This window comes from Pseudomonas sp. BF-R-26 (assembly GCF_019947395.1).
In the GTDB taxonomy this organism is placed as follows: Bacteria; Pseudomonadota; Gammaproteobacteria; order Pseudomonadales; family Pseudomonadaceae; genus Aquipseudomonas; species Aquipseudomonas farris.
Window position 1 is genome coordinate 303,425 of the sequence record NZ_JAGYGK010000005.1, and the last position, 26,352, is coordinate 329,776.

The window sequence follows — 26,352 nt, forward strand, 5'->3', positions numbered from 1 at the left end:
TCAGAAACATTCGTTGGATTGATCTTATCGCTGGCGCGAGACTTGAGCCATCCCAAAAGGAGGGTAATACGATGAAAGGTCATAACGAGCATGTAACGGAACAAAAATTCTCAATCCACGCGGTATCCGATCTGCTGCACAAGTTTAGTCGCTGGTACGAACTTCACCGTGAACGTGAAATGTTGGCGAGCTTGAGCGATGAAGCATTGAAGGATATCGGCGTGAGCCGTGCGGATGTGGAGCATGAGACGGTAAGACCGTTCTGGGATGATCCGATGCATAAATGATGATGCCATCGCTACACAAACCACTTGCGGGTGAGGTAGGTTGCGAGCAGACAAGGAGATGCTCATGCCCGCCACACTGTCTTTTTCCCTCAAACAGGCTCGGCGTCTGGCGCTGGCTGCCCAAGGGTTCAACGGGCGCCAGCCGCCAGCGGCGATCAAACCGATTCAGCTCAATCGGCTGATCGAACGTCTGGGCATTCTGCAGATCGATTCGGTCAATGCGTTGGTGCGTTCGCACTACCTTCCCTTGTTTTCCCGTCTTGGCAATTATTCATCCGACTTGCTCGATCAGGCTGCCTGGAGTCAGGGCCGTCGACGCACGTTGTTCGAGTACTGGGGCCATGAAGCGTCGTTGTTGCCCTTGTCGATGTACCCCTTGATGCGCTGGCGCATGCAGCGTGCGACCCGCGGCGAAGACATCTATCAACAACTGGCGCGTTTCGGTCGTGAGCAGCAAGACACGATTCGCCGCGTTTTGGCGTCGGTTCAGGAACTCGGTGCGCTGGGGGCGGGCAGCTTGTCGACCCGGCAGGAGCGGGCAGGGCCGTGGTGGGACTGGAGCGCGGAAAAGCATGCGCTGGAATGGTTGTTCGCTGCCGGTGAAGTGACCGTGGCCGGTCGGCGCGGGTTCGAACGGCTTTATGATTTGCCGGAGCGGGTAATTCCTTCGGTGATACTTCAACAGCCTTTGCTTAGCGAGGCCGAGGCTCAGCGCGGCCTATTACTGCACGCCGCCACGGCTTTGGCTGTCGGTACGGAAAAGGACCTGCGGGATTATTTTCGCTTGAGCCCTGCCGATAGCCGGCCGCGTCTGGCGGAGCTGGTCGAGGCGGGTGATCTGCTGGTGTGTGAGGTTGAAGGCTGGCGGCAACCGGCCTATTGCCTGGCAGAGCCGAAAGTACCGCGCAAGGTCGAGGCCAGTGCACTGCTTTCACCATTCGATTCGCTGATCTGGGAGCGCAGCCGTACCGAGCGATTGTTCGATTTCCGTTATCGGCTGGAGATTTATACGCCGCAGCACAAGCGCGTCTATGGGTATTACGTATTGCCGTTTTTGCACCATGAGCGGATTGCCGCGCGGGTCGACTTGCGTGCCGAGCGAGCGTTGGGGCGGTTGGCGGTGCATGCCGTGCATGAGGAAGAGCCGGGGCTGGATGAGGCGGGGATGTTGGCGTTGGCGGTCAATCTGCGGCAGATGGCGGATTGGTTGGGGCTGGGGCAGATTCAGTTGAATTGCCCGCGGGCGAGTGCGGCAAGATTGCGGGTGGCATTGGCACAGATTGGTGGTGATTGAGCTGACGCCATCGCGGGCAAGCCCGCTCCCACAGGGTTTGTGCCAGACACATAATTTGTGAACGGCGCGGTCATTGTGGGAGCGGGCTTGCCCGCGATGGCGGCCTGTCAGGTAATAAAAAACCTACTGACTCACCGCCGAACCTGCTTCAGGGTTTCAGCAATCAAAAATGCCAATTCCAGCGACTGATCGGCATTCATCCGTGGGTCGCAGTGGGTGTGGTAACGGTCCGACAAGCCATCCTCGGTAATCGGCCGCGCACCGCCGATGCATTCGGTGACATTTTGCCCGGTCATTTCGATGTGGATGCCGCCGGCATAACTGCCTTCTGCCTCGTGAACCTGGAAGAACTGCTTCACCTCGCCAAGAATCTGTGCGAAGTCGCGGGTCTTGTAGCCGCTGCTGGCCTTGATGGTGTTGCCGTGCATCGGGTCGGAGCTCCAAAGCACCTGCTTGCCTTCACGCTGCACCGCGCGGATCAGCTGCGGCAGGTGATCGCCGACCTTGTTCGCGCCCATCCGCGCAATCAGGTTCAGGCGACCCGGGTCGTTGTCCGGGTTGAGCACATCGATCAGGCGAATCAGGTCTTCAGGGTTCATGCTCGGGCCGACCTTCACGCCGATCGGGTTGTGCACCCCACGCAGGAATTCGACATGCGCGCCGTCGAGCTGACGGGTACGGTCGCCGATCCACAGCATGTGGGCCGAGCAGTCGTAGTAGTCGTTGGTCAGGCTGTCGCGACGCACGAAGGCTTCTTCGTAGTTCAGCAGCAACGCTTCATGGGCGGTGAAGAAACTGGTTTCGCGCAGTTGCGGCGAGCTGTCCATGCCGCAAGCGCGCATGAAGGCCAGGGTTTCATCGATACGATCGGCCAAGTGGCTGTACTTCTCGGCCAGCGCCGAGTTGGCGATGAAGTCCAGGTTCCACTTGTGCACCTGATGCAGGTCGGCAAAGCCACCCTGGGCAAAGGCGCGCAGCAGGTTCAGGGTCGCGGTGGACTGGTGATAAGACTGCAGCAGACGTTCCGGGTCCGGCACACGGCTTTTTTCGTCGAAACCGATGCCGTTGACGATGTCGCCACGGTAGGCCGGCAGCGTCACGCCGTTGATGGTTTCATCGTTGGCCGAACGGGGTTTGGCAAACTGGCCGGCCATGCGTCCGACTTTGACCACCGGGCAACCGGCGGCGAAGGTCATGACGATCGCCATTTGCAGCAACACTTTAAAGGTGTCACGAATTTTCGCGGCGGAGAATTCGGCGAAGCTTTCGGCGCAGTCGCCGCCCTGCAACAGAAACGCCCGGCCCTGGGTCACTTCGGCAAACTGACGACGCAACTCCCGGGCTTCACCGGCAAACACCAGCGGCGGATAGCTCGCCAGGGTTTGCTCAACGTGCAGCAAATGCGCCGCGTCGGGGTATTGAGGTTGTTGCTGGATCGGCAGGGCGCGCCAGCTGTCAGGGCTCCAGGGTTGGCTCATTGCAGTCTCTAGTGTTTTACGCTCGGACGGTTATGGTATCAGCAATTAGTGCGTGACCTGTTCCCGTCGCTTCGCGGACAATCGCGCCTTTGCCGCGCCACCCACGCGGTCTTATTGCGTTGCCGGGTCACGGTGACGATCAGGAGACGAAATGACTGAGGAGCGCGTCGAGCATCTGCTCGCCGAGGTACAGGACGAGTTCGGCGTGATTCGCGTGCTGGAAGTGGCTGATTACCGTTTTCTGGAGTTCGGTGATGCCATCGAACAGAGCTGCGTGTTCACCGCCGACCCGAGCTGGCTCGAGTACGATTACACCCGGGCGATGCTGATTGGCGCGCTGTGCCACGAACAGCCGGAAAGCGCGCTGTTTCTCGGCCTCGGCGCCGGCACTCTGACCCAGGCTTGCCTCAAGTTCCTGCCGCTGGAAGACGTCGAAGCCATCGAGCTGCGTCCGGATGTACCGCGCCTGGCCATCGAATACCTCGGGCTGGATGATGATCCGCGGCTGTACATTCGCGTCGGCGATGCCTTGGAGCTACTTGAAACGGCTGAACCGGCCGATCTGATTTTCGTCGACCTCTACACCGATGTCGGGCCGGGTGTCGGGCATCTGGCCTGGGGTTTTCTGGAAAACTGTCAGAAGCGGTTGAATCCGGGTGGCTGGCTGGTGATCAACCAGTGGGCCACCGACGATGGTCGACCGTTGGGGGCGGCGTTGTTGCGCGGTCTCTATCACCGGCATTACTGGGAACTGCCAGTGAAGGAGGGCAATGTGATTCTGATCGTGCCGTCTGAGCTGGATCAGGAACTGGATTTGGATGGGCTGATCGCTCGCGCGGAAGGCCTGGCACCGCGATTGGGGTATTCGTTGCAGTCGTTGATCAAGGCGATTCGGCCGGCGACATAAGTCGGCGTCTGTGAGGGCCTCATCGCGGGCAAGCCCGCTCCCACAGTGATTTGCGTCGTTCACGGACTTGTGGGAGCGGGCTTGCCCGCGATGAGGCCCTCATAGTCAATACATCCCTCAAAGCCCTTTGAAGATGCCCGGCCGCTTCTCGATCATCGACTGCACACCCTCCTTGGCGTCCTCGCTATTCAGCAATGTCTTCACCAGCGCCGGCAAGGCCTGAGCTGCCGCCATTTCACCCTCATAACGCGCCTGCCGGGCAGACATCAACGTTGCCTGAACCCCCAACGGTGCCTGCCGGGCAATCCGCTCAGCCAGTTCAATTGCCCGTGGCAACAAGTCCTCGCTGGCCATGACTTCCTGCACCAACCCCAGATGCAAGGCGTCATGGGCGTCGAATTCATCGCCGGTGAGTAGCCAGCGCATGGCATTGCCCCAGCCAGCGACCTGATGCAGGCGCAAGGTGGCGCCGCCGAACGGGAAGATCCCGCGTTGCACCTCCTTCTGGGCAAAACGGGTATTGCTGGCGCACAGGTTGATGTCGGCAGCCAGCATCAACTCGATGCCAACGGTCAGGCAGTAGCCTTGAGCCGCGACAATCACCGGTTTGTTGACCCGAGGGCCTGCGAGCACGCCCCACGGGTCGCAGCCACCGGGCGGTGCCTGCCAGCCTTCGGCCAGGGCCGCGCCGGCGCTGACCAGATCGAGCCCGGCAGTGAAATGCTCACCATGACCGAACACCACCGCGACCCGCGCCTCGCTGTCGGCCTCGAACTCGCCATAGGCCAGACTGAGTTCGTTGATCAGGTCGAGGTCGAAGGCATTGCGTTTGGCCACCCGATCCAGGCCGATCATCAGGACGTGACCGTGTCGTTCACGGGTTACACGACTGGGGCTGGGCTGATTCATGGGACATTTCCTCGGGTGGGGAAGGGGGTGTCAGACTGAAGGTCTGCGTCACAAGAGTGAACCGTTTTAGCGCCATCGTCAGCAGGGCCGGGCCTTTGCAAAATAGACCGTCGCACAATTATCCGCAAAGCCCGTGACACAACGGTATGCGCCGGTTTTTTCCGATAAAAAAAGCTCCCTTTTCGGGCGAATTCCGGTATAGTGCGCGCCGGCCTTTAACCGGGCCGCGTTTAGGTAGCGCAATTCCCCGAAGCCAGCTTCGGCTGCACGTCCGCACAGCGGACTCTTCCTTGACGAATCTTTTTCATTCATTCGTTTTCGCAAATCCCCGCCGACAAAGCAGCCAGGGCGACTCTTGAGTCTTACACGGCATGCGCAGCTTTGGAGCATGGGTCTTTGCGGATGCACTTAGAGGCAGACCCATGACCCAGGAAACCGGCGGCTTCGCCGCTTTTAATCTTAATCCGAATATTCTTGCAGCTGTCATTGCGACCGGCTACGAAGAACCTTCGGCTATTCAGCAGCAATCGATCCCGATCATCATGGCCGGTCACGACATGATTGGTCAGGCGCAAACCGGTACGGGTAAAACCGCCGCGTTCGCCCTGCCGATCCTGCACCGCATCGATCCTGCCAAGCGCGAGCCGCAAGCCCTGATCCTGGCGCCAACCCGTGAGTTGGCGCTGCAAGTAGCAACCGCTTTCGAAACCTACGCCAAGCAAATGCCGGGCGTTACCGTTGTGGCCGTTTACGGCGGCGCGCCTATGGGCCCACAACTGAAAGCAATCCGTAATGGCGCACAGATCGTTGTCGCCACGCCGGGCCGTCTGTGCGACCACCTGCGTCGTGACGAAAAAGTTCTGGCTACCGTGAACCACCTGGTTCTCGACGAAGCTGATGAAATGCTCAAACTGGGTTTCATGGACGACCTCGAAGTTATCTTCAAGGCCCTGCCTGCTACCCGTCAGACCGTATTGTTCTCGGCCACCCTGCCGCAGTCGATCCGTGCCATTGCCGAACGCCATCTGCGCGATCCGCAACACGTGAAGATCCAGACCAAGACTCAGACCGTTACCGCGATCGAACAGGCTCACCTGTTGGTTCACGCTGACCAGAAGACCTCGGCTGTATTGAGCCTGCTGGAAGTGGAAGATTTCGACGCCCTGATCATGTTCGTGCGCACCAAGCAAGCGACCCTGGACCTGGCCAGTGCCTTGGAAGCCAAAGGCTACAAAGCCGCTGCGCTGAACGGTGACATTGCTCAGAACCAGCGTGAGCGCGTGATCGAATCCCTCAAGGATGGCCGTCTGGACATCGTTGTGGCGACCGACGTTGCCGCTCGTGGTCTGGACGTTCCGCGCATCACTCACGTGTTCAACGTTGACATGCCGTACGATCCTGAGTCCTACGTTCACCGTATCGGCCGTACCGGCCGTGCCGGTCGCGAAGGTCGTGCACTGCTGCTGGTGACTCCGCGTGAGCGCCGCATGTTGCAAGTGATCGAGCGTGTAACCGGTCAGAAGGTTGCCGAAGTTCGTCTGCCGGACGCCCAGGCCGTTCTTGATGCCCGCATCAAGAAATTGACCAACAGCCTGTCGCCGCTGGTCGCTGATGCCGAATCGACTCACGGTGATCTGCTGGATCGCCTGACCGCCGACATCGGTTGCACCCCGCGTGCACTGGCCGCTGCTCTGCTGCGCAAGGCAACCAACGCTCAGGCGCTGACCCTGGCCGCAATCGAGAAAGAACGTCCACTGGTGCCGAACAACGCACCGCGTGGCGATCGTCCAGAGCGTTCCGGTGATCGTCCGGACCGTGGTGATCGTGAGCGTCGTGCTCCGGTTCCATTGGCTGAAGGTCGTGCTCGTTGCCGTACCGCGCTGGGTGCGCGTGATGGTATCGCTGCCAAGAACCTGCTGGGCGCCATCCTGAATGAAGGCGGTTTGGCGCGTGAAGCCATCGGCCGCATCCAGGTACGTGACAGCTTCAGCCTCGTCGAGCTGCCGGAAGATGGTCTGGAGAAACTCCTGACCAAGCTGAAGGACACTCGCGTTGCCGGTAAGCAGTTGAAGCTGCGTCGCTACCGCGAAGATTAATCCGCTCTCGAGCTGATTGATCGCACATAAAAAATCCCCGACTGGTTCGGGGATTTTTTTTGCCTGCTGTTTCTGCCCGGCTTTTGAGCGGAGTCGCCCCCATCGCGAGCAGGCTCGCTCCCACATTGGAATGCGTTTCCCTGTGGGAGCGAGCCTGCTCGCGATGAGGACGACTCGGTCTACCTGTCAGCCAAAGCGGTAAATATCCATGCCCAGCGCACCCATGGTGAAACCCTGATGCGCAATGCTGAACTCACCCCCGGCCGCGCGGGCAAAGTACAGCGGCAGCAGATGCTCGTCACTCGGATGGTTCCGCACAGCATTCGGAGCTTGCTGACGATAGTCGTGCAACGCGGCTTCGTCGTTCGCTTCGAGTTTCTCGATCATCCAGTCGCGGAACGCCTTGGCCCAGGGTTCGACGCTTTCCGGGCCGGCGTGCCAGTCCAGTTCGCGCAGGTTGTGGGTGATGCTGCCGGAGCCGATCAACAGCACGCCGTGCTCGCGCAGACTGGCCAAGGCATGGCCGACGCGGGTTTGCAGAGCAGGGCCGCCACGGGTGGGCAGCGAGACCTGCACCACCGGGATATCAGCTTGCGGATACATCAACGACAAGGGCACCCAAACACCGTGGTCGAACGGTCGCTGGCTGTCGACGCGCGCCGGTAGACCATCGGCCTTCAGCAGCTCGACCACCTCCGCCGCCAGTTGCGGATTGCCGGGAGCCGGGTATTGCACCTCGAACAAGGCCTGGGGAAAGCCGCCGAAGTCGTGCCAGGTTTCAGGCTGAGGGTTGCCGCTGACCAGCAGTTCGCTGCTTTCCCAGTGCGCGGAAACCATCACGATGGCCTTGGGTTTCGGCAATGCCGCGGCCAGGCGCGTGAGAGCCGGCCCGCTGGCGCCGGGTTCCAGGGCTAGCATCGGGGAGCCATGAGAGATATACAGGCTGGGGAACATGAATGAGCTCCTGAGAGTAAGATGGCACCATCTTCAGTCAGATCATTGATCTAAATCTAATATAAGTTTTAGGGTCTTTTGATCGAATTTTCGGGGTTAATTATGCAGCCGGAGTTTTGGCACAAGCGATGGGCGTCGAATCAGATCGGCTTTCATCTGCCGGAAGTGAATCCTTATCTGCAACGGTTCTGGCCAGCGCTGAGCCTGGAAGAGGGCGCTCGCGTGCTGGTGCCTCTGTGTGGGAAAAGTCTGGATCTGTTGTGGCTGGCGCATCAAGGACATGAGGTCTTGGGGATTGAGCTGTCGGAAAAGGCCGTGGAGGATTTCTTCAGTGAGCGTCAATTTGACCCGGACGTCAGTGAGCAGGGGCCGTTCAAGGTCTATCGGGCGGGGTCGATCGAGTTGTGGTGCGGTGATTTCTTCGAGTTGACGGCAGGCGATGTCGCCGACTGCAGCGGGCTGTACGACCGCGCGGCGTTGATTGCCCTGCCGCCGGCGATGCGTGAGCAATACGCGGCTCATCTGATTCGGATTCTGCCGAAGGATTCTTTAGGGCTTTTGATTACGCTGGATTACGACCAGGCGCAAATGGCCGGGCCGCCGTTTGCTGTGCTTGATGATGAAGTGCAACGGTTGTTCGGCGATGTGTGGGCGCTGAAGATTCTGGAAGACCAGGACGTTCTGGGTGAGAGCTGGAAGTTTCTTGAGGCCGGTGTGACGCGGCTTGAAGAGCGGGTTTATCGGGTTTCCAGCCATTAATATGTGTTGAGTTTGCTGGCCTCTTCGCGGGCAAGCCCGCTCCCACAGGTTTTGTGTAATTCGCCGATTATGTGAACGACACAAGACCTGTGAGCGAGGCTTGCCCGCGAAGAGGCTCCGAAGAGCACCGCACTAATCAAACAGACAAAAAAAGGCCCGCATCACTGCGGGCCTTTTCTTTTAGTGCAGAGCCTGTCAGCCCCGACGACGCAATGCGTCGATGCGCTCTTCCAGCGGCGGGTGGCTCATGAACATGCGGGCGAACCCTTGTTTGAGGCCACCGTTGATGCCGAAGGCATTCAGGGTGTCCGGCATGTGCACCGGCAGCCCTTGTTCTGCACGAAGACGCTGCAGGGCACCGATCATTGCGCTGGTACCGGCCAGGCGTGCACCGGCATCATCGGCGCGGAATTCGCGCTTGCGCGAGAACCACATGACGATGGCGCTGGCCAGAATGCCCAGAACCAGTTCGGCGAAGATGGTCGCCACGTAGTAGGCGATGCCTTGGCCTTCTTCGTTCTTGAAGATCACCTTGTCGACAAAGTTACCGATGATCCGGGCGAAGAACATCACGAAGGTGTTCACCACGCCCTGGATCAACGCCAGGGTGACCATGTCTCCATTGGCCACGTGGCCGATTTCGTGGGCCAGAACGGCTTTCACTTCATCCGGCGAGAAACGCTCGAGCAAGCCCTGGCTGACCGCGACCAGTGCGTCGTTCTTGTTCCAGCCGGTGGCGAAGGCGTTAGCTTCATAGGCCGGGAAAATCCCCACTTCGGGCATCTTGATCCCGGCTTCGCGGGACAATTGCTCGACAGTTTGCAGCAGCCATTGCTCGTGCCGGGTGCGCGGCTGGCTGATGATCTGGGTGCTGGTGCTCATTTTCGCCATCCACTTGGAGATGAACAGCGAGAACAGGGAACCGGCGAAACCAAAGACCGCACAGAAAATCAGCAGCTGATTGAGGTTGAGATCAACCCCGTTGGCCGCCATGAACCCGTTGAAGCCGAAAAGGCTCAGGGTGATGCTGGCAATCAGCACGACCGCCAGGTTAGTGGCCAAAAACAGCAAAATGCGCATCATGGTTGTAGAAATCTCCTCGTGCTAAAGATGTAGCGTACTGCGGGGTATATAAGGTGCTGCACCGGGCTATTCAACCGAGTGACTATTTCAAACTGTGTCCTACAGCAACAGTCTAGCGGCTTGAAGGGCATTTCCGACGTCGGCATGGGAAACGGTTGTCAGCCAATTAGCCTCGCAGGCCCCCGCCGTTGTTAGGCGCGGGCATGAAACGTGTCATCAGTCAGCGCTTGAAACAACGATGCAGGGTAGGGTGCAAAGATATGTTGCTGAATTAATCACCGTGCGACTTTAACCAGTGTCGCACGGTGACAGGCCACTTACTGGCGGTAGGATTTGAGGAAGTTGCCGATCCGGCCAATCGCCTGATCCAGGTCGTCGAGCCGTGGCAGGGTGACCACACGGAAGTGGTCCGGCCATGGCCAGTTGAAGGCCGTGCCCTGTACCACCAGCAGCTTCTCCGAGAGCAGCAGGTCGAGCACGAATTTCTCATCGTTGTGGATCGGGCAGACTTTCGGATCGATCCGCGGGAATGCATACAGCGCGCCCATCGGCTTGACGCAGCTCACGCCCGGAATGTCGTTCAGCAGTTCCCAGGTACGATTGCGCTGTTCCAGCAGACGCCCTTGCGGCAGCACCAGATCGTTGATGCTCTGATAGCCGCCCAGCGCGGTCTGGATAGCGTGCTGGCTCGGCACGTTGGCACACAGGCGCATGTTGGCCAGTATGTCGATGCCTTCGATGTAGCTCTGTGCGTGGTGTTTCGGACCGGAAATGGCGATCCAGCCGGAACGGAAGCCAGCCACGCGATAGGATTTGGACAGGCCGTTGAAGGTCAGGCACAGCAAGTCTGGCGCCAGTGAGGCGGTGCAGATGTGCACGGCGTCGTCGTACAGGATCTTGTCGTAGATCTCGTCGGAGAACACCACCAGATTGTGCTGACGGGCCAGTTCCAGCATGCCCAGCAGCACTTCCTTCGAATACACCGAGCCGGTCGGGTTATTCGGGTTGATGATCACCAGCGCCTTGGTGTTCGGGGTGATCTTGGCCTTGATGTCGGCCAGGTCCGGCCACCAGTTGGCCTGCTCGTCGCACAGGTAATGCACCGGGTTGCCGCCCGCCAGGCTTACTGCAGCCGTCCACAGCGGGTAGTCGGGAGCTGGCACCAGCACTTCGTCGCCGTTGTTGAGCAGGGCCTGCATCGACATCACGATCAGCTCGGAAACGCCGTTGCCCAGATAGATGTCTTCGATGCCGACGCCTTCCACCTGCTTTTGCTGGTAGTACTGCATCACGGCCTTGCGGGCGCTGAACAGACCCTTGGAGTCGCTATAGCCTTGGGCGGTCGGCAGGTTGCGGATCACGTCCTGAAGGATTTCATCCGGTGCTTCGAAACCAAAGGGCGCCGGGTTGCCGATGTTCAGCTTGAGGATGCGATGGCCTTCCTCTTCCAGGCGTTTGGCGTGCTTGAGCACTGGGCCGCGAATGTCGTAGCAGACGTTGGCGAGCTTGTTCGATTTGCTGACCTGCATGGCGATGTGTTCCCGAAAATGAACGATCCAGGCGGCGTATGAACGACCGTACTGGTAATCCTGCGTATTCACACAGGCCTGACGCCTTGAGTGGCGGCACTCATAATCCGTTTGAATGCGCGTGGTCTGGCTGCCAGACTGGCGTTTGACGAGGCGCAATCATACGTGCCGCTCGATCCGTGGAAAAGGTACAGATCGGGCTTTTTCAGCTGCTGAGGTGTGATCATGGAAAAGTTGGAAAAAACCCTGGAAGAATGGCGGGCCATGCTCGATCCGGAGCAGTATAACGTTTGCCGCCTCAAGGGCACCGAGCGGCCATTCTCCGGTAAGTACAATGACAGCAAGGTCGACGGTGTTTACCACTGCATTTGCTGCAACGCGCCGCTGTTCGACTCAAAGACCAAATTCGATTCCGGCTGCGGCTGGCCGAGCTTCTACGCGCCGATCGGCGACAGCGCGATGGTCGAGATCCGCGATGTCAGCCACGGCATGATCCGCACCGAAGTGGTCTGCGCCAAATGCGATGCGCACCTGGGGCATGTGTTCCCGGACGGTCCACCGCCAACCGGTTTGCGTTATTGCATCAACTCGGTGTGCCTGGACCTCGTTCCCCGCGAATAATATGCATCGTTGCGCAGTGTCGCGGATGTACCTTGCTTAATGTAGGAGCTGCCGAAGGCTGCGATCTTTTGATCTTTTAGACCGCTGAAGATCAAAAGATCGCAGCCTTCGGCACCTCCTACGATGAGGAATGCGTGCGGGCATCTATTGATTTATTAAATTGCACACAATTCAATTGCTCGCTATGTTTGGTCTTTGTTCTTCCATTCGGAGTTCGTGCCATGAGCGACAACCTGCTGAGCATCCCGTGCATCACCATCAAGGGCGAGCAAAAGACCCTGGCCGATTTCGCCGGCAAAGCGGTGCTGGTGGTCAACACCGCCAGCAAATGCGGGTTCACCCCGCAGTACAAAGGCCTCGAAGAGTTGTGGCAGACCTACAAGGATCAAGGCCTGGTGGTGCTCGGCTTTCCCTGCAATCAGTTCGGCAAGCAAGAGCCGGGCAACGAGGGGGCGATTTCCGAGTTCTGCGAGTTGAATTACGGAGTGAGTTTCCCGCTATTCAAGAAGATCGAAGTGAATGGTTCCGACGCCCATCCACTGTTCGTTCAGCTGAAAAAGCGCGCACCGGGCGTGCTGGGTTCCCAAGGCATCAAGTGGAACTTCACCAAGTTCCTGATAGGCAAGGACGGCCAGTTGGTCAAGCGCTTTGCTCCGGCGACCAAACCGCAGGACCTGAGCCGCGAGATCGAAGCCCTGCTCAAATGAACACGTTGTCAGTTGATTCGCTAAAGCTCGACAGTCAGCTTTGTTTCAAGCTGTACGCCGCTTCTCGGGCGGTGATCCGTGCCTACAAGCCGATGCTCGATCAGTTGGGCCTGACCTACCCGCAATACCTGGCGATGCTGGTGCTGTGGGAATGGCAGGAGGCGGCGCCGGAGCAGCCGACGGTCAAGGCCTTGGGTGAGCGCCTGGCGCTGGATTCCGGGACCCTGACGCCGCTGCTCAAGCGGCTTGAGCAACTGCAGCTGGTGCAGCGTCAGCGTTCGGCGCGCGATGAGCGTGAGGTGCACTTGAGCCTGTCGCCCGCCGGCAAGGCCTTGCGCGATCAGGTCGGGCCGCTCAAGGCCCGACTGTTGTGCGATAGTGGCGTCGATCTTGATCGCCTGAATGATCTGCGCGATGGCCTCGATCACCTGCTGGGGCAAATCAAAGCACTGTCGTAGTGGGTATCCATAAGTCGAGCAGGGCGGCCAGTTCTTCCCGGCGGAAGGGTTTGGCCAGATAGTCACTCATGCCCGCCGCACGGCAGCGTTCGCGTTCTTCGGACATGGCGTTGGCGGTCAGGGCTACGATGGGCAGCTGTGGCCAACGCCCGCTGCGACGGATCTGCCGGCTGGCTTCATAGCCGTCCATCACCGGCATGTTGCAGTCCATCAGCACCAGATCGAATTCGCTCTGCTCAAGCTGATCCAGCGCTTCGCCGCCGTGGGCCGCGATGCTCACCTCGCAACCGAGTTTTCCGAGCATTCCCTTGGCCACCAACTGATTGACCGGGTTGTCTTCCACCAACAGGATGCGTCCGCGTCGCTGGGGTGAGATGGCTTCGATCCGGGCACCGTTGATTGTGGTGAGTTCCGGCTGCAAGATCCGCCGCAATGCCTGATAAAGCGCGTTGCGCGCCAAAGGCCGCGCCTGCTGCTGCAAAGGCGCCAAGGCGCTGGCTTGCTCGCCGGGCAGAAAACTGCCGTAAGCGGTCACCAGCAGGATCGGCGCGGTGAAGGTTGGGCGCAGGCCAAACAGGCATTCGGGGCAGTCGGTGATCAGTACATCCGGCTCCAGGCCGATTAACCGGTCATCGATGGAGCGCTGCTGATAGTCGAGCCCCCAGCCGGGCAGCAGACTGCTCAACAGTTCCGCCAGACCGCTGCTGGCGGCGGTGATCGCGACGATATTGCCCCGCAGGGCTGCCGGAGAAATGGCCCGGGTATGGCAGGGCAGGGGCAGATCGGCGCAGAACTGGCTGCCGAAGCCCGCTTCCGAACTGATCGTAAGACGCCCTTGCATGGCTTCGCAGAGGCTATAAGTCAGCGCCAGGCCCAACCCGGTCCCGCCGAATTGCCGGGTAATGCCGGCACCGGCCTGGGTGAACGGCTGGAAGATTTTGACCTGCGCATCCTGGGCGATGCCGATGCCAGTGTCGCAGACTTCGATCCGTACGCCGTCTTCGAACATAGAAAGACGCACATCGACCCGCCCGAAACGGGTGAATTTGAGGGCGTTGGACAACAAGTTGCTGACGATCTGCCGGACCCGGGTCGGATCACCGAGCACCAGTGCGGGGAATTGCGGGTCGATCAGGCATGCCAGCTCCACACTCGGCGCCGCGTTCTGGGACAGCAGGTTGGCGGTGTCTTCGATCAGCGAGCCAAGGTCGAATGGAATGTGTTCGAGTTCGAGCTGGCCGGCATCGAACTTCGACAGGTCGAGAATATCGTTGAGCAGCTCCACCAGTACTTTGCCCGAGTCATGGGCGATGGACAGCTGTTGCTGCTGCTCGGCATTGAGCGGACCGTCCAGCGAGAGCGCTATCATCCCCAGCAGACCGTTGAGGGGCGTGCGGATTTCATGGCTCATGTTGGCCAGGAACACCGAGCGCGCTTCGGCCATGTCCAGGGCAGTGCTGCGGGCGACTTCCAGTTCCTCGTTGGATTGGCTGAGGCGGGTATTGATCGCCTTCAGTTCCGCGGTGCGGGCCGAGACGATGTTTTCCAGTTGCGAGAGGTAGTCGGTCAGACGGTTTTCGGCGTTGCGCCGTTGCTGGATTTCGGTAGCGATATTTTCGAACTGCTGATTGGCGACCTTGACCAAGACCCCGATTTCATCGTTTTCATGCCCCGTCGGACACTCCAGCAACGTCGGTTCCGCGCTGCGCGGATCACGGCCACTGAGTTCGCGGATAACCCGCACCAGCGGTTTGGTCAGCATCACGTAAAACAGCGCCAGCAGAATGCCCGTGAGAATCAGGCTGCGCGCGAAGCCGTTGAGCAGGGTCACTTCGGCCCGGCGCAGGAAACGACTGCCGAAGGTGTAGGTATCGACTTCCAGGCGCAAGGTCCCGAGGGATTCGTCCGGCAAGTGGTCGAGATAAAGGCGGTCTTCGAACTGCCGGTTGGCGCCGAACAGGAAGTCGCTGATCATCCGGTCATTGTTTTCCAGACCCGGACGTTTGACGCTGGCCAGCACGGTACTGTTGTTGTCGGTCAATTGCGCGCCGATGATTGCCGGGGAGCGCAACAGACCCAGGGCCAGTTCCTGAGCGAGTTCGGCGTCGATGTTGTAGGCGATGCGGGATGCCGGATTATGGCTGATTTCCAGCAAGGACAGTATTTCGCGGTTGATGGAGGCGTCTTCGCTGGCATAATCGATGCCTATTTGCAGCAGGCTGAGCAGCGTGCCCAGAATGAAACCGGCCAGTACCGTAACCCTGGCTTGTTTGTACGACAGCCGCTGGCTGAACTTGATATCCATGGGATGTTGAACCACTTCCGTTTCCCTTCGCTGCTCAAGCATAGTCGATCATCAATGGATACCGATGTTCTCGCAAAACACCTGTAGGGGGTGTAGATGCTGTGTTTCGTCGTTGTACCGCCATCATTACCGTGAACGTGCCCGAGGAGAAGACGTGGATTCCCGATTGAATGCTTTTCTTGAACGCGCTGATGCCGTTCTGGCCCGTATCGAGCCGCTGCTTCCCGCGCCTCGGCAAGCCATCGACTGGACGCACTGCCTGGCCGCACGCTGGCAGCGCGAGGGGCGCAGCGGTTTTCTGTTGCCGCTGCAAGTCAGTCTGGACACGCGTTTGTCCGACTTGATCGGCGTTGACCGGCAACTGGAGCAACTGGGCCGCAACACCCAACAGTTCCTCGACGGCATGCCGGCCAACCACGCTTTGCTCTGGGGCTCGCGTGGCACCGGTAAATCGTCGCTGGTGCGCGCCTTGCTGTCGGAACACGCCAAGAGCGGCCTGCGGCTGATCGAGATCGAGCGAGATCACCTGGCGGACTTGCCGCGCGTGGTCGAGCAGATCGCCAAGTTGCCTCAACGTTTTGTGCTGTTCTGCGATGACCTGTCGTTCGAGTCGGGTGAGGGCGATTACCGCGTGCTCAAGAGCGTGCTCGATGGTTCGCTCGAACAGGCGCCAGACAACGTTCTGCTGTACGCCACCTCCAACCGTCGCCATCTGGTGCCGGAAAAGGAAAGCGATAACGAGAACTGGAAAAGGGTCGATGGCGAACTCCATCCCAGTGAGGCGGTGGAGGACAAGATCGCGCTGTCGGACCGTTTTGGCCTGTGGCTGTCGTTCTATCCGTTTACTCAGGAGCATTTCCTCAACGTCGTCGAACACTGGATCGGCCAATTGGCCGACAAGGCCGGCCTTGAGTGGCAGCGTGACGAAGAGCTGGACATCCTCGCAGTGCGCTGGGCCACGGGCCGGGGCAATCGCAACGGACGTTGCGCGTATCAATTTGCCCGCTATTGGGTCGGGCTGAAGCTGTTGGAGCACAAGGCATGATCGATTTACAAAAGAGCGGCCAGGGCCTGGAGGGCTACGGCATGCTATGGGCGCAGCTGGAATCATTGCTGGCAGACGAGCGTGATTTTATCGCCAACGCCGCACAATTTTCGGCGTTTCTGTTCAACCAGCTCGATGACCTGAACTGGGCCGGTTTCTACCTTAATCGCAACGAGGAACTGGTGCTTGGCCCGTTTCAGGGGCAGATCGCCTGTGTACGGATTCCATTCGGTCGCGGCGTGTGCGGGGCGGCGGCCGCCACCTTGCAGACCCAGCGGGTCGAAGATGTACATGCGTTCCCCGGGCACATCGCGTGCGACAGTGCCTCGAACAGCGAGTTGGTAGTGCCGCTGGTCAAGGACGGTCGACTGATCGGTGTGCTGGATCTCGACAGCCCGAAACTCGCACGTTTTACCGCTGACGATCAGGCCGGTATCGAACAACTGGCGGCGATTTTCCTGCGTCTGACCGATTGCTGATCAGGCCATCAAGCCGGCCTTGATCAGCAGGCTTGACGGGTCGACCGCATCAATCTGTCGTGGGTCGAGAAAACGGTTGGCGTACTGCAAGTAGACTTCGTCGTTGATGAACAGCGCGAACAACTCAGCGTCAATGTGGGCGTCACGGCACATGGTGGCCATGATGCCCAGCGCTTCACTCAAGGACTTGGCTTTCTTGTAGGGGCGATCGGCGGCGGTCAGCGCTTCGAAAATATCGGCAATCGCCATCATCCGCGCCGGCAAGCTCATGTCTTCGCGCTTCAACCGTTTGGGATAACCGGTGCCGTCCATTTTTTCGTGGTGGCCGCCGGCAATCTCCGCGATGTTATTGAGGTGGCCGGGGAAGGGCAGGTGATTGAGCATCAGAATCGTCTGCACCATGTGATGATTGATGATGTAACGCTCCTCGCGGGTCAGGGTGCCTCGGGTGATGCTCAGGTTGTAGAGCTCGCCCCGGTTGTACTTGTAGCGCGGCACGTCGAGCTTGAACCCCCAGGGGTTGTCGGCCGGGATAAGTTCGCTGTCGGCACGTTCGAGCAAGTGTTCGGGTTTATCCGCCAGCAGCGGCTCGCTGACCGGCAGGGTCGGCGTCGGAGTCCGGGCCTGGCGACGGTTTTCTTCCCATGAAACGCCCAATCGATCATCCAGGGTTCGGGTCCAGGTGCGTTGGGCGATGGTGTTCAGGCGTTGCAGATCGGCCTCGGCCATGGCTTCGCTGCCGAGGTTGCAGCGGGCGATGAACGCGAAATCATCATCCAGCGCCGCCAGGTTCGCATTGCGCAATTGCGCCAGATGCTGCTCGTCACCTCCCAGGGCAATGGCCTGCCAATAGTTGATCCAGGCATCACGCTTGAGCACTTCGAAACGGGTGCGGATTTCGTGGATGCGGTCGTACAGGGTCTCAAGCTTGGTGGCTTTGTCGACCACGTATTCAGGCGTGGTGACCTTGCCGCAATCATGCAGCCAGGCAGCGATATGCAGGGTTTCCCACTCATCTTCGGTGGGCTGATAGCTGCTGAAGGCCGGGTCCTGGCTGGCCGCGGCAGCCTGCGCCAGCATCAGCGTCAATGCCGGCACCCGCTGGCAGTGCCCGCCGGTATAGGGACTCTTGGCATCGATCGCGCCAGCCAGCAGTTGAATAAAAGAGTCCAGCAGCTGTTTCTGTTTGGCTTGCAGGCGCTGACTTTCGATACTCACGGCGGCTGCGCCGGAAACCGCCTGGAGAAATGCGATGCGATCCGGACGAAGTTTTTCCAGGTCGTCTTGCGTGCCGCTGTCGGCCAGCAGCAGGACCAGCAGCCCGACGGTTTCGTTATGACGATTGTGCAGCCGGATACCGATCAGATGAACCCGTGGGCACTCCAGTGCGAGCAAAACCTTCTGCAAATCCCCCGCCTCTTCGAAACCCAGGCTGGTGACGACATTGTTGGCGCTCGACAATTTCTGCATCCATTGAGGGCTCTGCGGGTCCTGAGGCGTGTGTCCTTGAATGGCGAATGACGGCAATGCCTGTGAGCTGCCATTGATGACCAGCGCATGAGGCTCCACGCGATCGTCATCACTTTCCCGCAGGTAAAGCAGACCGGCCTGGGCCTGGCCGATTTTCACGGTTTCAAACAACACCCGTTGCAGCAGCGGGGCGAAACGGGTCTCGGCGCTCAGGCTGTCGGTGATCTGGAAAAAACTCGCCAGGGTGTCTTTCATGCGCGCCATCGACACGCTCAGTTGATCGACTTCAAGCACCGGCGAGCGACGGGAGGCGGGAAAATTGAAATCGAAACTACGAATCGCATCGGCTTCCTGCACCAGGGCGTGCAAGGGTTTGACCAGGATTCTCGAGGTCAGCCAACCCATCGGCAGGCACAACAGCAGCGTCGCCAGGGTAATCAACGCGCCTTGCCAGCGCATGCGGTAGGCATCGACGAGCAATTCGTCCTCCGGCACCAGTAGCGCCAATTGCAGTCCCTGCGGGCCACCCTCCTGGATGCTGCTGCGCGCCACGATCCATTGGCGGTCTGCGGCGTTCAGGCGTTTGACCTTGTGGGGGCTGGTGAGCAGCGCCGCGAGTGTGGGGCTCAGGTCAGCGGCTTTGATCAGCCGGGCCGTCTGGTCGTCGACAATCAGTTTGCTGCTGTCGGGGTAGGCGACGGCATTACCCTCGGCATCGAACAGCACAATTTCGGTACTGGGGGTCACCAAATGTTCGGCCAGGGTTGCCGACAGTTCGGCCAGCGTGAGGTCGGCCCCCATCACTGCATGCTCGCCACTGCTCCGGGCCAGTGTGGTACCGACGTTGTGGGTGGAGAAAAAAAGGTAGGGCTCGGTGGTGATTTGATCGCGGTTGCCGCGGGCGCTGGAGAACCAGGCGCGGGCACGGGGATCGTAGGTTTCGTCGGGGTTGTCCTGACGGCTGATGAGGGCCAGGTTCTGATCGAAGAACAATGATTGGGAGCGGATCTGACCGCTGCCTGGGTGCTCGATGCTCCATACCTGATACGCCGCATTGTCTGGTGCCTTGACCAGTGTTTTCAGGGCGCCGGTGCGCAAAGGACGAACCATGAAGAAGTCGCCATTGCCATAACCCAGGTACAGCGAGGCCAGATCGGGGTTGTCCTTGAGTGATTGGCTGAAGGGCTTGAGCAACGCCAGGCGCTGTTCAAGGTCGGGCGCCTGGTTCGCCGGATTGTCCGCCAGCAGGCTCAGCAGATGACGAATCGGCTGATAGGTGCGATGCAGGTCCAGGCGGACATCCTGCTCGATACGGTTGAAGAGTTTTTCGCTGCTGGAAAGAATGATCTGGGTGGTTTGCCGATAGTTGAAAATACCCAGTACCACCCCGGTCAGTAACAACAGGAAGGTGAACATCACGCTGATATGGATGTGCAGAGGAAACCGGCGTTGATCCGGGCGCAGTGGGCTGGGCATTGCAGCTTTCTCCATGATGATTAACACACTGCTCAGCCTTCAAGCATAGTTAATGCTCCTTCATTGTGCTTTTGTCATGGCGTGCCATCTGTTGTTGCAATGATTGCTCCAGTTCGAGCATGGCGCGCTCCATGGACTTGCTGCAATCGGCCACTTCATCGGGGTGGAATCTGTTTGTGCAGGCCTGTTCGAGCGCCTCGCAGCTGTCGATCAGTCGGGAGGCCTGGACGATTCGGGCCGCGCCCTTGATTTTGTGGGCAATGTCGAGGAGTGACTGCCGGTCCTTTGACTCGGCTAACGCCAGCAACGCTTTGCGGTCCAGGCGGTTGCTGTTCAGCAGTTCGGTCAACAATCGCTGGTTGAGTGTCGGGTTGCCACCGGTCAACAGGTGCAGCCCCTCCAGACTGAAGGCCGGCTCGCGGACCATCGGCGTGATGCCTTCGACCCATTGGCTCAAGGCCGTCAGGCTGAGGGGTTTGAACAGGCAATCGTCCATCCCGGCCAGTTTGCAACGTTGTCTTTCCTCCGGCTGCGCGTTGGCGGTGAAACCCAAAACGGTACAGGGAGGGCGTTGCAGGTGCTGTTCATGTTGGCGAATGGCACGGACTAGTTCATATCCATTCATGATCGGCATGTTGCAATCGGCAATCACCAGATCGAAAGGCTGATTCTTCCATGCCTCGAACCCCGCCTCGCCATCCGCCGCGACGTTGAACCGATGCCCGAGAAACTCCAGTTGCTGGCACATCAGCAAGCGATTGGCCGGATGATCATCGACCACCAGCACGTTCAAGGGCGCAGTGCTCGGGTGGATTGGCGGCTCGGCAGGTTCCGGCATCCGTTCCGTCGGCAGGGTGGCCAGGTTCAGCGAAACCCGGACCTGCGTACCGACTCCCGGCTGACTGTTCAATTGCAGGCTGCCGCTCATCATTTCGCACAGATTGCGGCTGATCACCAGGCCCAGGCCCGCACCGCCTCTGGCTGACTGGCCGGAGTTATCGGCTTGGACGAAAGGTTCGAACAACCGCTGTTGATCCTCCTCGCGGATCCCTGCGCCACTGTCTTCAACCAGTAACTGCAACTGGACCCGGTCGGGCTCGTCGGTCGGCTGCAACTCGACGTTGATCCGGACTTGCCCCTGTTGCGTAAACTTGATGGCATTGCTGATCAGATTGGACAGCACCTGCTTGAAGCGCATCGGGTCCAACACGACATCGGTCGCCGGTTTGGCAGGGCTGAATACCAGTTGCAGTCCGAGGTTTTTCTGCCGGGCCAACCCGTCGAAGATCCGCACCACCGAGGCTACGGTTTCAGCCAGATTGACGCGCTCCGGGCTCAGGCTCAGACGCCCGGATTCGATGCGCGCAATGTCAAGAATGTCCCCGATCAGTTCCAGCAGGTCTTTCGCCGAGTGGTATGCGACGTCGATGGCGGGTCGGTCCGGATGACTGTGATCGATACGTTTGAGCGTCAGTTCGAGCATGCCGATGATTGCATTCATGGGCGTGCGGATTTCATGGCTCATGGTCGCCAGAAAGGTGCTTTTAGCTCGGTTGGCAGCATCGGCTTGCTCTTTCGCGGCCCGCAGGTCATCGAACAGTTGCCGCCGTTCGCTGATGTCGATCCAGCCGCCAATGATGCCTTGCACGTCACCGCTTGAGTCGCGATAGGGAAGAATCCAGTGATAGATCGTCAGCTTACGGTCGTCGATGTGCAACGGACGGTCGAGAATCAGCGGCGTTCCCTCGGCCATGACGCGCTGGTAGTCCGCCTGATATTCCCGTGCTTCGAAGGCGTTGCCGAGGCTGCCCTGTATGACGCCTTTACCGATGATGTCTTCGCGTTTCGCGCGGAAGGTTTCCAGGTAACTGTCGTTGCAGCTTTGCAGCAATCCCTGGCGATCACGCACATAGATGGGATGAGGCGTGCCATTGACCAGCGATCGCATGAATTCCAGTTGATCGTTCAAGGCGCGCTCGGCCGTTTGTCGCTGTTTTATCTGGCGCCTCATATAGGCGTTCCAGGCGATGGATATCAGCAGCAACACGCTGGCGCTGATAACGATCTGATAAAACACGCGATGATAGTTGCGCCAGGTACTTTGCGAGGCCGCTGAATAGCCACGCCAGCGGTTGTTGATGATGCCCAGCTCTTCCGGTGCGATGCTCAGCAGTGCCTTGTCGAGGATGGCGTTCAGTTCTTTGGCGTCGCGCCCGGTTGCCAGGGAAAACGCTGCCTGTCGGGTGCCAATGGTGGTGCTGATCTGAAGTGTCTGTTCGAAGATCCGCGATGAGATGAAGTAGTTGGCAATTACCAGTGAGTTCACCGCACCTTCTGCCTGGCCCTCGGCGAGCAACTCCACGGCGCTGAACGTGTCCGGGGTTTCAACCAGATTGATCCGCGGAAACTCGCTGCGCAGGTATTCCACCAGTGGATGGCCTTGGGCGATGGCCAGGCGTTTGCCCTGCAATTGCGTGAGGTTTGTCGGGCTGTCGGCTGCTTTGCGCGTCAGCAGCACAAAGGAGTTTTCCAGATAGGGGCGGCTGAAGTTCAACGTCGTTTCACGTTGGACGCTGGGGAGCAGGGCAGCGATCAGGTCGGCCTGATGGTTAGCGATCTGCTCGATCATCTCGTCATCGCTTCGGCTGCGCCGGATTTCGAAACGCAAACCGGTGCGCAATCTGATCAGCTCGAGCAGATCAGCCGTGACACCTCGAAAGTTGCCGTCGCTGTCGAAAAACGTCAGCGGCGCAAACGCTTCATTGACCACGACGCGCACGACCGGATGTTGTGCCAGCCAGCGCTCTTCGCGGTGGCTGAGTTGCAGTTTGTGATCGGTGAGAAGAATGTCGCTGCCGGCACTCCAGCGTTTGGCGATGTTTTCCCGTTCGCTGGTGGGGATGGTCTTGAGTACCGCGTTGATGATCGCGAGCAGATTCGGGTTGTCCTTCTGCACGGCAAAGCTGAAGCCATGGGCTTCGTGTTTACCGAAGTTGGCCATGCGGATGTTGTTCAGATACCCCTTGTTGATCATGTAGTGGGTTGAAATGGTATCGCCGAGAAAAACGTCGGCCTGGTCGAAGGCAACCGCATTGATTGCATTCTGATAGGACGGATAGGAGGTGATGATTGCCTTCGGATACAGCGCCCTGACCTCGTCCAGGGGCAGATAGTGATACACCATGCTGAGCCGCATGCCGGCAAGTCCATCGGTCAGCGATCTGGTTTCTCCTTCTCGTGTCACCAGTACGGGTTGATCCACCGCATAAGGCGTGGACAGGGCAATGTCGGCATTGTTGGCCTCGAACCCATTGGCGGTGCCGAGCATGTCGACCTGGCCTTTTTCCAGCGCTTCGATCGCGGCCCCCCGGGAGGCGAAGCGCTGAACCTTGACCGGTAATCCTATCGCTTTGCCGAGGATGCCTGCGTAATCGGCGGTGAAACCTTCATAGTCATGGCCGCTGAGGGTCAGGTCGAAAGGCGGATAATCCGGGGCCGATGTCCCCAGGACCAATTCACGTTTGTCTTTGACCCATTGTCGTTGTGAGGTATCCAGTTGGACTGCCATGTGCCCGGCCGTCGAGCGACTGAGCAGGGTGTAGTGCTCGCTGGCTGTCTGAGCCGCGAGTACTGAGGTGCTCAGGCATAAACCCGCAGCCATGAGTATTAGACAATCCTTGAAACGACTGGGCATCCCGTCTCTCACACTAACGCGTTACGTTTTGCCATATCGATGAGTTCAACCAGGGATTTGGCCTTGAGTTTTTGCATGAGTCGTTTTTTATAAGTACTTACCGTCTTGTTGCTGAGAAACATGCCCTTGGCAATTTCTTTGTTGGTACGACCTTGGGCGAAAAGTTGTAATACCATCAGTTCTCGATCGTTAACGGATTTAAATAACTCCAGGTCGGCCCAGCGCTCGTCGTCACGACGAACAGGGTTCAAGGCTTGACTGGGGAAGTAGTTGTAACCTGATAAGACCGCTTTGATCGCACTCATCAGTTCACTGAGGTCTTCCTGTTTGCATACATAGCCCGATGCGCCGGACTGCATGCAGCGAATACCGAAAAGTGTCGGACACTGTGCAGTTAATACCAGTGTTTTGAGGGGTGTGCTCATGGCGTTGAAACGGGAAAGAACTTCCAGCCCATCCAGTTTGGGAATGCTGATGTCGAGGATGATCAGGTCAGGCATGCATTCGCGAACCATCTGCATTGCATCGACCCCATTGTCAGTTTCGCCGACGACTTTGTAACCTTCATGTTCCAGCAGCATTCGAACGGCGAGGCGGATGACAGGGTGATCGTCGACAATAAAAACGGAGTTCATAATCAAATCCCATACGTGCACAAATAAAGCGCGCACCTTAGCTCAGATAGTTGAGGGGCCGCATGAACTGAGGGGGCTGTAGCGGCAATATAGGAAAAGTCCTACAACTGAAGAAGAATGGGACTACGTATCAACTAGGTTTTGCATGAGGAAAGGCAAAGGTTTGGTAGGGTTGGTCAAGCGGTTGAAAGCATTGAGTTAGAGGTTTGAATCTATATGTTGGTCATTGTTTTAGTGTGTTTGGGTTTTCGTGTTTTTATACTGAGGCCAAGGTCAATAAGTTTCTAAAGTCTGATTGTTTCAATGGCTTGATCAAGTAACCGAGCAAGGGCAGTCCATGTTCGTAAGCCATTACTTTAAGTTTTTCCAGTTCGACGGATGTCAGGCTACTCAAAAGTATCGCCTGTCTGATCATTCCCCGGTGACTGGCGTATTCGATCAAATCAAGGCCTGGAAGGTCGGGCAGGCATTGGTCGCACAGAAGAATATCGAATGGTTGCTCAGCCTTGAGCATGTGTTGCAAGGCGCCTTCGGCACTGTCAGTGGCGGTCAGTTGGGTGAAGCCATAACTCTCGAGCAAGTATTGAGTCGCCCGTAGCTGAAAGGGATGATCTTCCACCAGCAAGATGCGCCAGTCATGTTCGAACGTAGGAGTTTTCATGCGTCATCTGTCGAGCAGGGGGAGTGTGATTATTTCGCGAGACGGCCGAACAATCGATCAGTCCGCTCTGCACAAGGTGTAGGGCGATTCTGTCGACGTTGAAATACAGATGAATGTCGAGGAATTCGATCAGCCGTTCAGAGTTCTCTGATACGGCTGATCGATACATTTTTTATCGGTGGCTTGAACGACCGGTCATTTCCAGCGCCATTTCACCGGCATAGCTGTCGGTCATGCCTGCGATGAAATCAATCATGCGTAAGAAGGAGGTGTGTAAAGGGCCATTAGGATCGGGTGCATTGTTGCCTAACAGGTCGAGTATGCGGCGGTGCTTGAAGGATGGCGTGCGACCGTTGTGTTGCTCCAGTGCTGCTCCGCAAAAGGCGTTGAGCAGTATTTCCAGGGTAGTGTAGGCGCCGATTTCGTGGAGCGTCTTGCGCTTGTCCTGGAAGATTTTTTTGCGCGCCATGTCCTTGGCATTCAAGACGCAGCGCTTGGCGGGGCCATGCATGTGCTCCACCAAGTCGCCAGGCAGCGTGCCGGCCAGCAGCGCGTCTTGTTGCTCGACGAACGCTCGGGCTGCTGCGTTGGTCAGGTGTTCGATGGCTTTGCCCCGCAGGATCGCCAGTTTGCGCCGACGCGAATCCTGCGAACCGAGCTGGCGATAGGTTTCCGGGAGGTCGTCGCCCACCAGGTCCAGCAGCAGGGACTCGACTTCAGCGTACTCCAACAACTCCATCTCCAGGCCATCTTCCAGATCGATCAGCGCGTAGCAAATGTCGTCGGCGGCCTCCATCAGGTACACCAGTGGGTGGCGCGCCCAGCGCTGTTCGTCTAGCTGGGGCAGGCCGAGTTTATGGGCGATCTGTTCCAGCAGCGGCAGTTCGCTCTGATAGCAACCGAACTTGTGCTTCTTGTAGCCCAGAGAGTCGGCGTGTCGAGCAGTCCACGGGTATTTCAGGTAGGTGCCCAGCGTGGCGTAGGTCAGCCGTGTTCCCCCTTCGAACTGGTGGTATTCAAGCTGGGTAAGCACCCGGAAACCTTGGGCATTGCCTTCGAAATTGAGGAAGTCATTGCGTTCGGCTTCGCTCATCGCATCCAGCCAGCCACGGCCTGCGGCCTGCTGGAACCAGTGGCGGATCGCGTCTTCACCGGAGTGACCGAAGGGCGGATTACCGATGTCATGGGCCAGGCAAGCCGATTGCACCACCATCCCTAGATCACTCGGTTCGCACCAGTCGGGCAGGGCGCTGCGGATGGTTTCACCAACGCGCATGCCCAGCGAACGGCCGACGCAGCTGACTTCCAGCGAGTGGGTCAGGCGCGTGTGGATGTGATCGTTGCTGGAGACCGGATGGACCTGGGTCTTGCGCCCGAGACGGCGAAACGCGCCCGAAAAAATGATGCGGTCGTGGTCTTTATGGAAAGGGCTGCGGCCGAGTTCTTCCGGGCTGTGCACAGGCTTTCCGAGGCGTTCGCGGGTAAGCAGGGTTTGCCAATCCAAG

21 protein-coding genes are annotated in these 26,352 nt (G+C 58.7%); 10 read left to right on the forward strand and 11 right to left on the reverse strand.

Features of this window, described 5'->3' with window-relative positions; genetic code table 11:
* Positions 1-71: 71 nt before the first annotated feature.
* Positions 72-287, forward strand: coding sequence for a DUF1127 domain-containing protein (locus tag KGB18_RS09210; RefSeq protein WP_032835366.1), 216 nt, complete (start codon positions 72-74; stop codon positions 285-287).
* 64 nt (positions 288-351) lie between these two features.
* Entirely contained in the window at positions 352-1,581 is a 1,230-nt protein-coding gene (locus KGB18_RS09215; protein WP_223569690.1) for a winged helix-turn-helix domain-containing protein, read from the forward strand.
* A 131-nt stretch (positions 1,582-1,712) separates the two neighbouring features.
* Here KGB18_RS09215 and KGB18_RS09220 read toward each other — a convergent pair whose 3' ends face one another.
* Positions 1,713-3,059: a class II 3-deoxy-7-phosphoheptulonate synthase gene (locus KGB18_RS09220; protein WP_008009408.1), complete on the reverse strand. Its 1,347-nt coding sequence runs from the start codon at positions 3,057-3,059 to the stop codon at positions 1,713-1,715.
* A gap of 151 nt (positions 3,060-3,210) precedes the next feature.
* Here KGB18_RS09220 and KGB18_RS09225 point away from each other — a divergent pair, with 151 nt between their 5' ends.
* Positions 3,211-3,966, forward strand: coding sequence for a spermidine synthase (locus tag KGB18_RS09225; protein ID WP_038982217.1), 756 nt, complete (start codon positions 3,211-3,213; stop codon positions 3,964-3,966).
* Between the two features lie 117 nt (positions 3,967-4,083).
* Here KGB18_RS09225 and KGB18_RS09230 read toward each other — a convergent pair whose 3' ends face one another.
* Positions 4,084-4,875 carry a crotonase/enoyl-CoA hydratase family protein gene (locus KGB18_RS09230; RefSeq protein ID WP_123723195.1) on the reverse strand — a complete coding sequence of 264 codons (792 nt, stop codon included), beginning with the start codon at positions 4,873-4,875 and terminating at the stop codon, positions 4,084-4,086.
* A gap of 422 nt (positions 4,876-5,297) precedes the next feature.
* On the opposite strand from KGB18_RS09230, the gene KGB18_RS09235 reads away from it, so the two are divergent.
* Positions 5,298-6,971, forward strand: a complete 1,674-nt coding sequence (locus tag KGB18_RS09235) for a DEAD/DEAH box helicase (protein ID WP_007899905.1) — start codon at positions 5,298-5,300, stop codon at positions 6,969-6,971.
* Between the two features lie 186 nt (positions 6,972-7,157).
* Here KGB18_RS09235 and KGB18_RS09240 read toward each other — a convergent pair whose 3' ends face one another.
* Positions 7,158-7,925 (reverse strand): DODA-type extradiol aromatic ring-opening family dioxygenase, encoded by a 768-nt coding sequence (locus tag KGB18_RS09240; protein ID WP_123723196.1) that lies wholly within the window; start codon positions 7,923-7,925, stop codon positions 7,158-7,160.
* A 102-nt stretch (positions 7,926-8,027) separates the two neighbouring features.
* On the opposite strand from KGB18_RS09240, the gene KGB18_RS09245 reads away from it, so the two are divergent.
* Positions 8,028-8,684, forward strand: a complete 657-nt coding sequence (locus KGB18_RS09245) for a thiopurine S-methyltransferase (RefSeq protein WP_223569691.1) — start codon at positions 8,028-8,030, stop codon at positions 8,682-8,684.
* A gap of 195 nt (positions 8,685-8,879) precedes the next feature.
* On the opposite strand, the gene htpX is transcribed toward KGB18_RS09245, so the two are convergent.
* Positions 8,880-9,767 carry a protease HtpX gene (gene htpX / locus KGB18_RS09250; protein WP_008075669.1) on the reverse strand — a complete coding sequence of 296 codons (888 nt, stop codon included), beginning with the start codon at positions 9,765-9,767 and terminating at the stop codon, positions 8,880-8,882.
* A 317-nt stretch (positions 9,768-10,084) separates the two neighbouring features.
* On the reverse strand, positions 10,085-11,296 hold the full coding sequence (locus tag KGB18_RS09255) for a pyridoxal phosphate-dependent aminotransferase (protein WP_123723251.1): 1,212 nt from the start codon (positions 11,294-11,296) through the stop codon (positions 10,085-10,087).
* A gap of 225 nt (positions 11,297-11,521) precedes the next feature.
* Between KGB18_RS09255 and msrB the strand changes: the two genes are divergently transcribed.
* From msrB to KGB18_RS09270, 3 genes are all read left to right on the forward strand, one after another.
* Positions 11,522-11,917 (forward strand): peptide-methionine (R)-S-oxide reductase MsrB, encoded by a 396-nt coding sequence (gene msrB / locus KGB18_RS09260; protein ID WP_123723198.1) that lies wholly within the window; start codon positions 11,522-11,524, stop codon positions 11,915-11,917.
* 221 nt (positions 11,918-12,138) lie between these two features.
* Complete coding sequence (locus KGB18_RS09265) at positions 12,139-12,624, forward strand: glutathione peroxidase (protein WP_223569692.1); 486 nt, start codon at positions 12,139-12,141, stop codon at positions 12,622-12,624.
* Positions 12,621-13,082 (forward strand): MarR family winged helix-turn-helix transcriptional regulator, encoded by a 462-nt coding sequence (locus tag KGB18_RS09270; protein WP_038982224.1) that lies wholly within the window; start codon positions 12,621-12,623, stop codon positions 13,080-13,082. Before KGB18_RS09265 ends, KGB18_RS09270 begins: the two co-directional genes overlap by 4 nt.
* On the opposite strand, the gene KGB18_RS09275 is transcribed toward KGB18_RS09270, so the two are convergent.
* The gene (locus tag KGB18_RS09275; RefSeq protein ID WP_201121416.1) at positions 13,066-15,387 is read right to left on the reverse strand and encodes a response regulator; all 2,322 of its coding nucleotides are present in this window, start codon (positions 15,385-15,387) and stop codon (positions 13,066-13,068) included. The two genes, KGB18_RS09270 and KGB18_RS09275, sit on opposite strands and share 17 nt — an antisense overlap.
* Before the next feature lie 154 nt (positions 15,388-15,541).
* On the opposite strand from KGB18_RS09275, the gene KGB18_RS09280 reads away from it, so the two are divergent.
* Both KGB18_RS09280 and KGB18_RS09285 read left to right on the forward strand, forming a co-directional pair.
* The gene (locus tag KGB18_RS09280) at positions 15,542-16,432 is read left to right on the forward strand and encodes an ATP-binding protein (RefSeq protein WP_052963990.1); all 891 of its coding nucleotides are present in this window, start codon (positions 15,542-15,544) and stop codon (positions 16,430-16,432) included.
* The gene (locus KGB18_RS09285) at positions 16,429-16,911 is read left to right on the forward strand and encodes a GAF domain-containing protein (RefSeq protein ID WP_007940023.1); all 483 of its coding nucleotides are present in this window, start codon (positions 16,429-16,431) and stop codon (positions 16,909-16,911) included. The genes KGB18_RS09280 and KGB18_RS09285 overlap by 4 nt, the downstream gene beginning before the upstream one ends.
* Here the strand turns inward: KGB18_RS09285 and KGB18_RS09290 are convergent, their stop codons facing one another.
* The 5 genes from KGB18_RS09290 to KGB18_RS09310 form a co-directional block, all read right to left on the reverse strand.
* Positions 16,912-19,857: an HD domain-containing phosphohydrolase gene (locus KGB18_RS09290; protein ID WP_223569693.1), complete on the reverse strand. Its 2,946-nt coding sequence runs from the start codon at positions 19,855-19,857 to the stop codon at positions 16,912-16,914. It abuts the gene before it with no gap.
* A 49-nt stretch (positions 19,858-19,906) separates the two neighbouring features.
* Complete coding sequence (locus KGB18_RS09295) at positions 19,907-23,551, reverse strand: transporter substrate-binding domain-containing protein (RefSeq protein ID WP_223569694.1); 3,645 nt, start codon at positions 23,549-23,551, stop codon at positions 19,907-19,909.
* Positions 23,552-23,559: 8 nt separating this feature from the next.
* A complete protein-coding gene (locus KGB18_RS09300) occupies positions 23,560-24,186 on the reverse strand; it encodes a response regulator transcription factor (protein ID WP_052963981.1) in 627 nt (208 codons plus the stop codon).
* Positions 24,187-24,442: 256 nt separating this feature from the next.
* The gene (locus KGB18_RS09305; RefSeq protein ID WP_123723203.1) at positions 24,443-24,847 is read right to left on the reverse strand and encodes a response regulator; all 405 of its coding nucleotides are present in this window, start codon (positions 24,845-24,847) and stop codon (positions 24,443-24,445) included.
* A gap of 172 nt (positions 24,848-25,019) precedes the next feature.
* Positions 25,020-26,351, reverse strand: coding sequence for a deoxyguanosinetriphosphate triphosphohydrolase (locus KGB18_RS09310; protein WP_052963977.1), 1,332 nt, complete (start codon positions 26,349-26,351; stop codon positions 25,020-25,022).
* Between the last annotated feature and the right edge of the window lies 1 nt (position 26,352).

Coding starts and splice junctions, on each gene's coding strand:
- KGB18_RS09235 (WP_007899905.1), top strand. CDS start 5,298: ATGACCCAGGAAACCGGCGGCTTCGCCGCTTTTAATCTTAATCCGAAT.
- KGB18_RS09265 (WP_223569692.1), top strand. CDS start 12,139: ATGAGCGACAACCTGCTGAGCATCCCGTGCATCACCATCAAGGGCGAG.
- htpX (WP_008075669.1), bottom strand. CDS start 9,767: ATGATGCGCATTTTGCTGTTTTTGGCCACTAACCTGGCGGTCGTGCTG.
- KGB18_RS09285 (WP_007940023.1), top strand. CDS start 16,429: ATGATCGATTTACAAAAGAGCGGCCAGGGCCTGGAGGGCTACGGCATG.
- KGB18_RS09225 (WP_038982217.1), top strand. CDS start 3,211: ATGACTGAGGAGCGCGTCGAGCATCTGCTCGCCGAGGTACAGGACGAG.
- KGB18_RS09245 (WP_223569691.1), top strand. CDS start 8,028: ATGCAGCCGGAGTTTTGGCACAAGCGATGGGCGTCGAATCAGATCGGC.
- KGB18_RS09275 (WP_201121416.1), bottom strand. CDS start 15,387: ATGGATATCAAGTTCAGCCAGCGGCTGTCGTACAAACAAGCCAGGGTT.
- KGB18_RS09255 (WP_123723251.1), bottom strand. CDS start 11,296: ATGCAGGTCAGCAAATCGAACAAGCTCGCCAACGTCTGCTACGACATT.
- KGB18_RS09290 (WP_223569693.1), bottom strand. CDS start 19,857: ATGCCCAGCCCACTGCGCCCGGATCAACGCCGGTTTCCTCTGCACATC.
- KGB18_RS09220 (WP_008009408.1), bottom strand. CDS start 3,059: ATGAGCCAACCCTGGAGCCCTGACAGCTGGCGCGCCCTGCCGATCCAG.
- msrB (WP_123723198.1), top strand. CDS start 11,522: ATGGAAAAGTTGGAAAAAACCCTGGAAGAATGGCGGGCCATGCTCGAT.
- KGB18_RS09230 (WP_123723195.1), bottom strand. CDS start 4,875: ATGAATCAGCCCAGCCCCAGTCGTGTAACCCGTGAACGACACGGTCAC.
- KGB18_RS09240 (WP_123723196.1), bottom strand. CDS start 7,925: ATGTTCCCCAGCCTGTATATCTCTCATGGCTCCCCGATGCTAGCCCTG.
- KGB18_RS09270 (WP_038982224.1), top strand. CDS start 12,621: ATGAACACGTTGTCAGTTGATTCGCTAAAGCTCGACAGTCAGCTTTGT.
- KGB18_RS09300 (WP_052963981.1), bottom strand. CDS start 24,186: ATGAACTCCGTTTTTATTGTCGACGATCACCCTGTCATCCGCCTCGCC.
- KGB18_RS09210 (WP_032835366.1), top strand. CDS start 72: ATGAAAGGTCATAACGAGCATGTAACGGAACAAAAATTCTCAATCCAC.
- KGB18_RS09305 (WP_123723203.1), bottom strand. CDS start 24,847: ATGAAAACTCCTACGTTCGAACATGACTGGCGCATCTTGCTGGTGGAA.
- KGB18_RS09215 (WP_223569690.1), top strand. CDS start 352: ATGCCCGCCACACTGTCTTTTTCCCTCAAACAGGCTCGGCGTCTGGCG.
- KGB18_RS09295 (WP_223569694.1), bottom strand. CDS start 23,551: ATGCCCAGTCGTTTCAAGGATTGTCTAATACTCATGGCTGCGGGTTTA.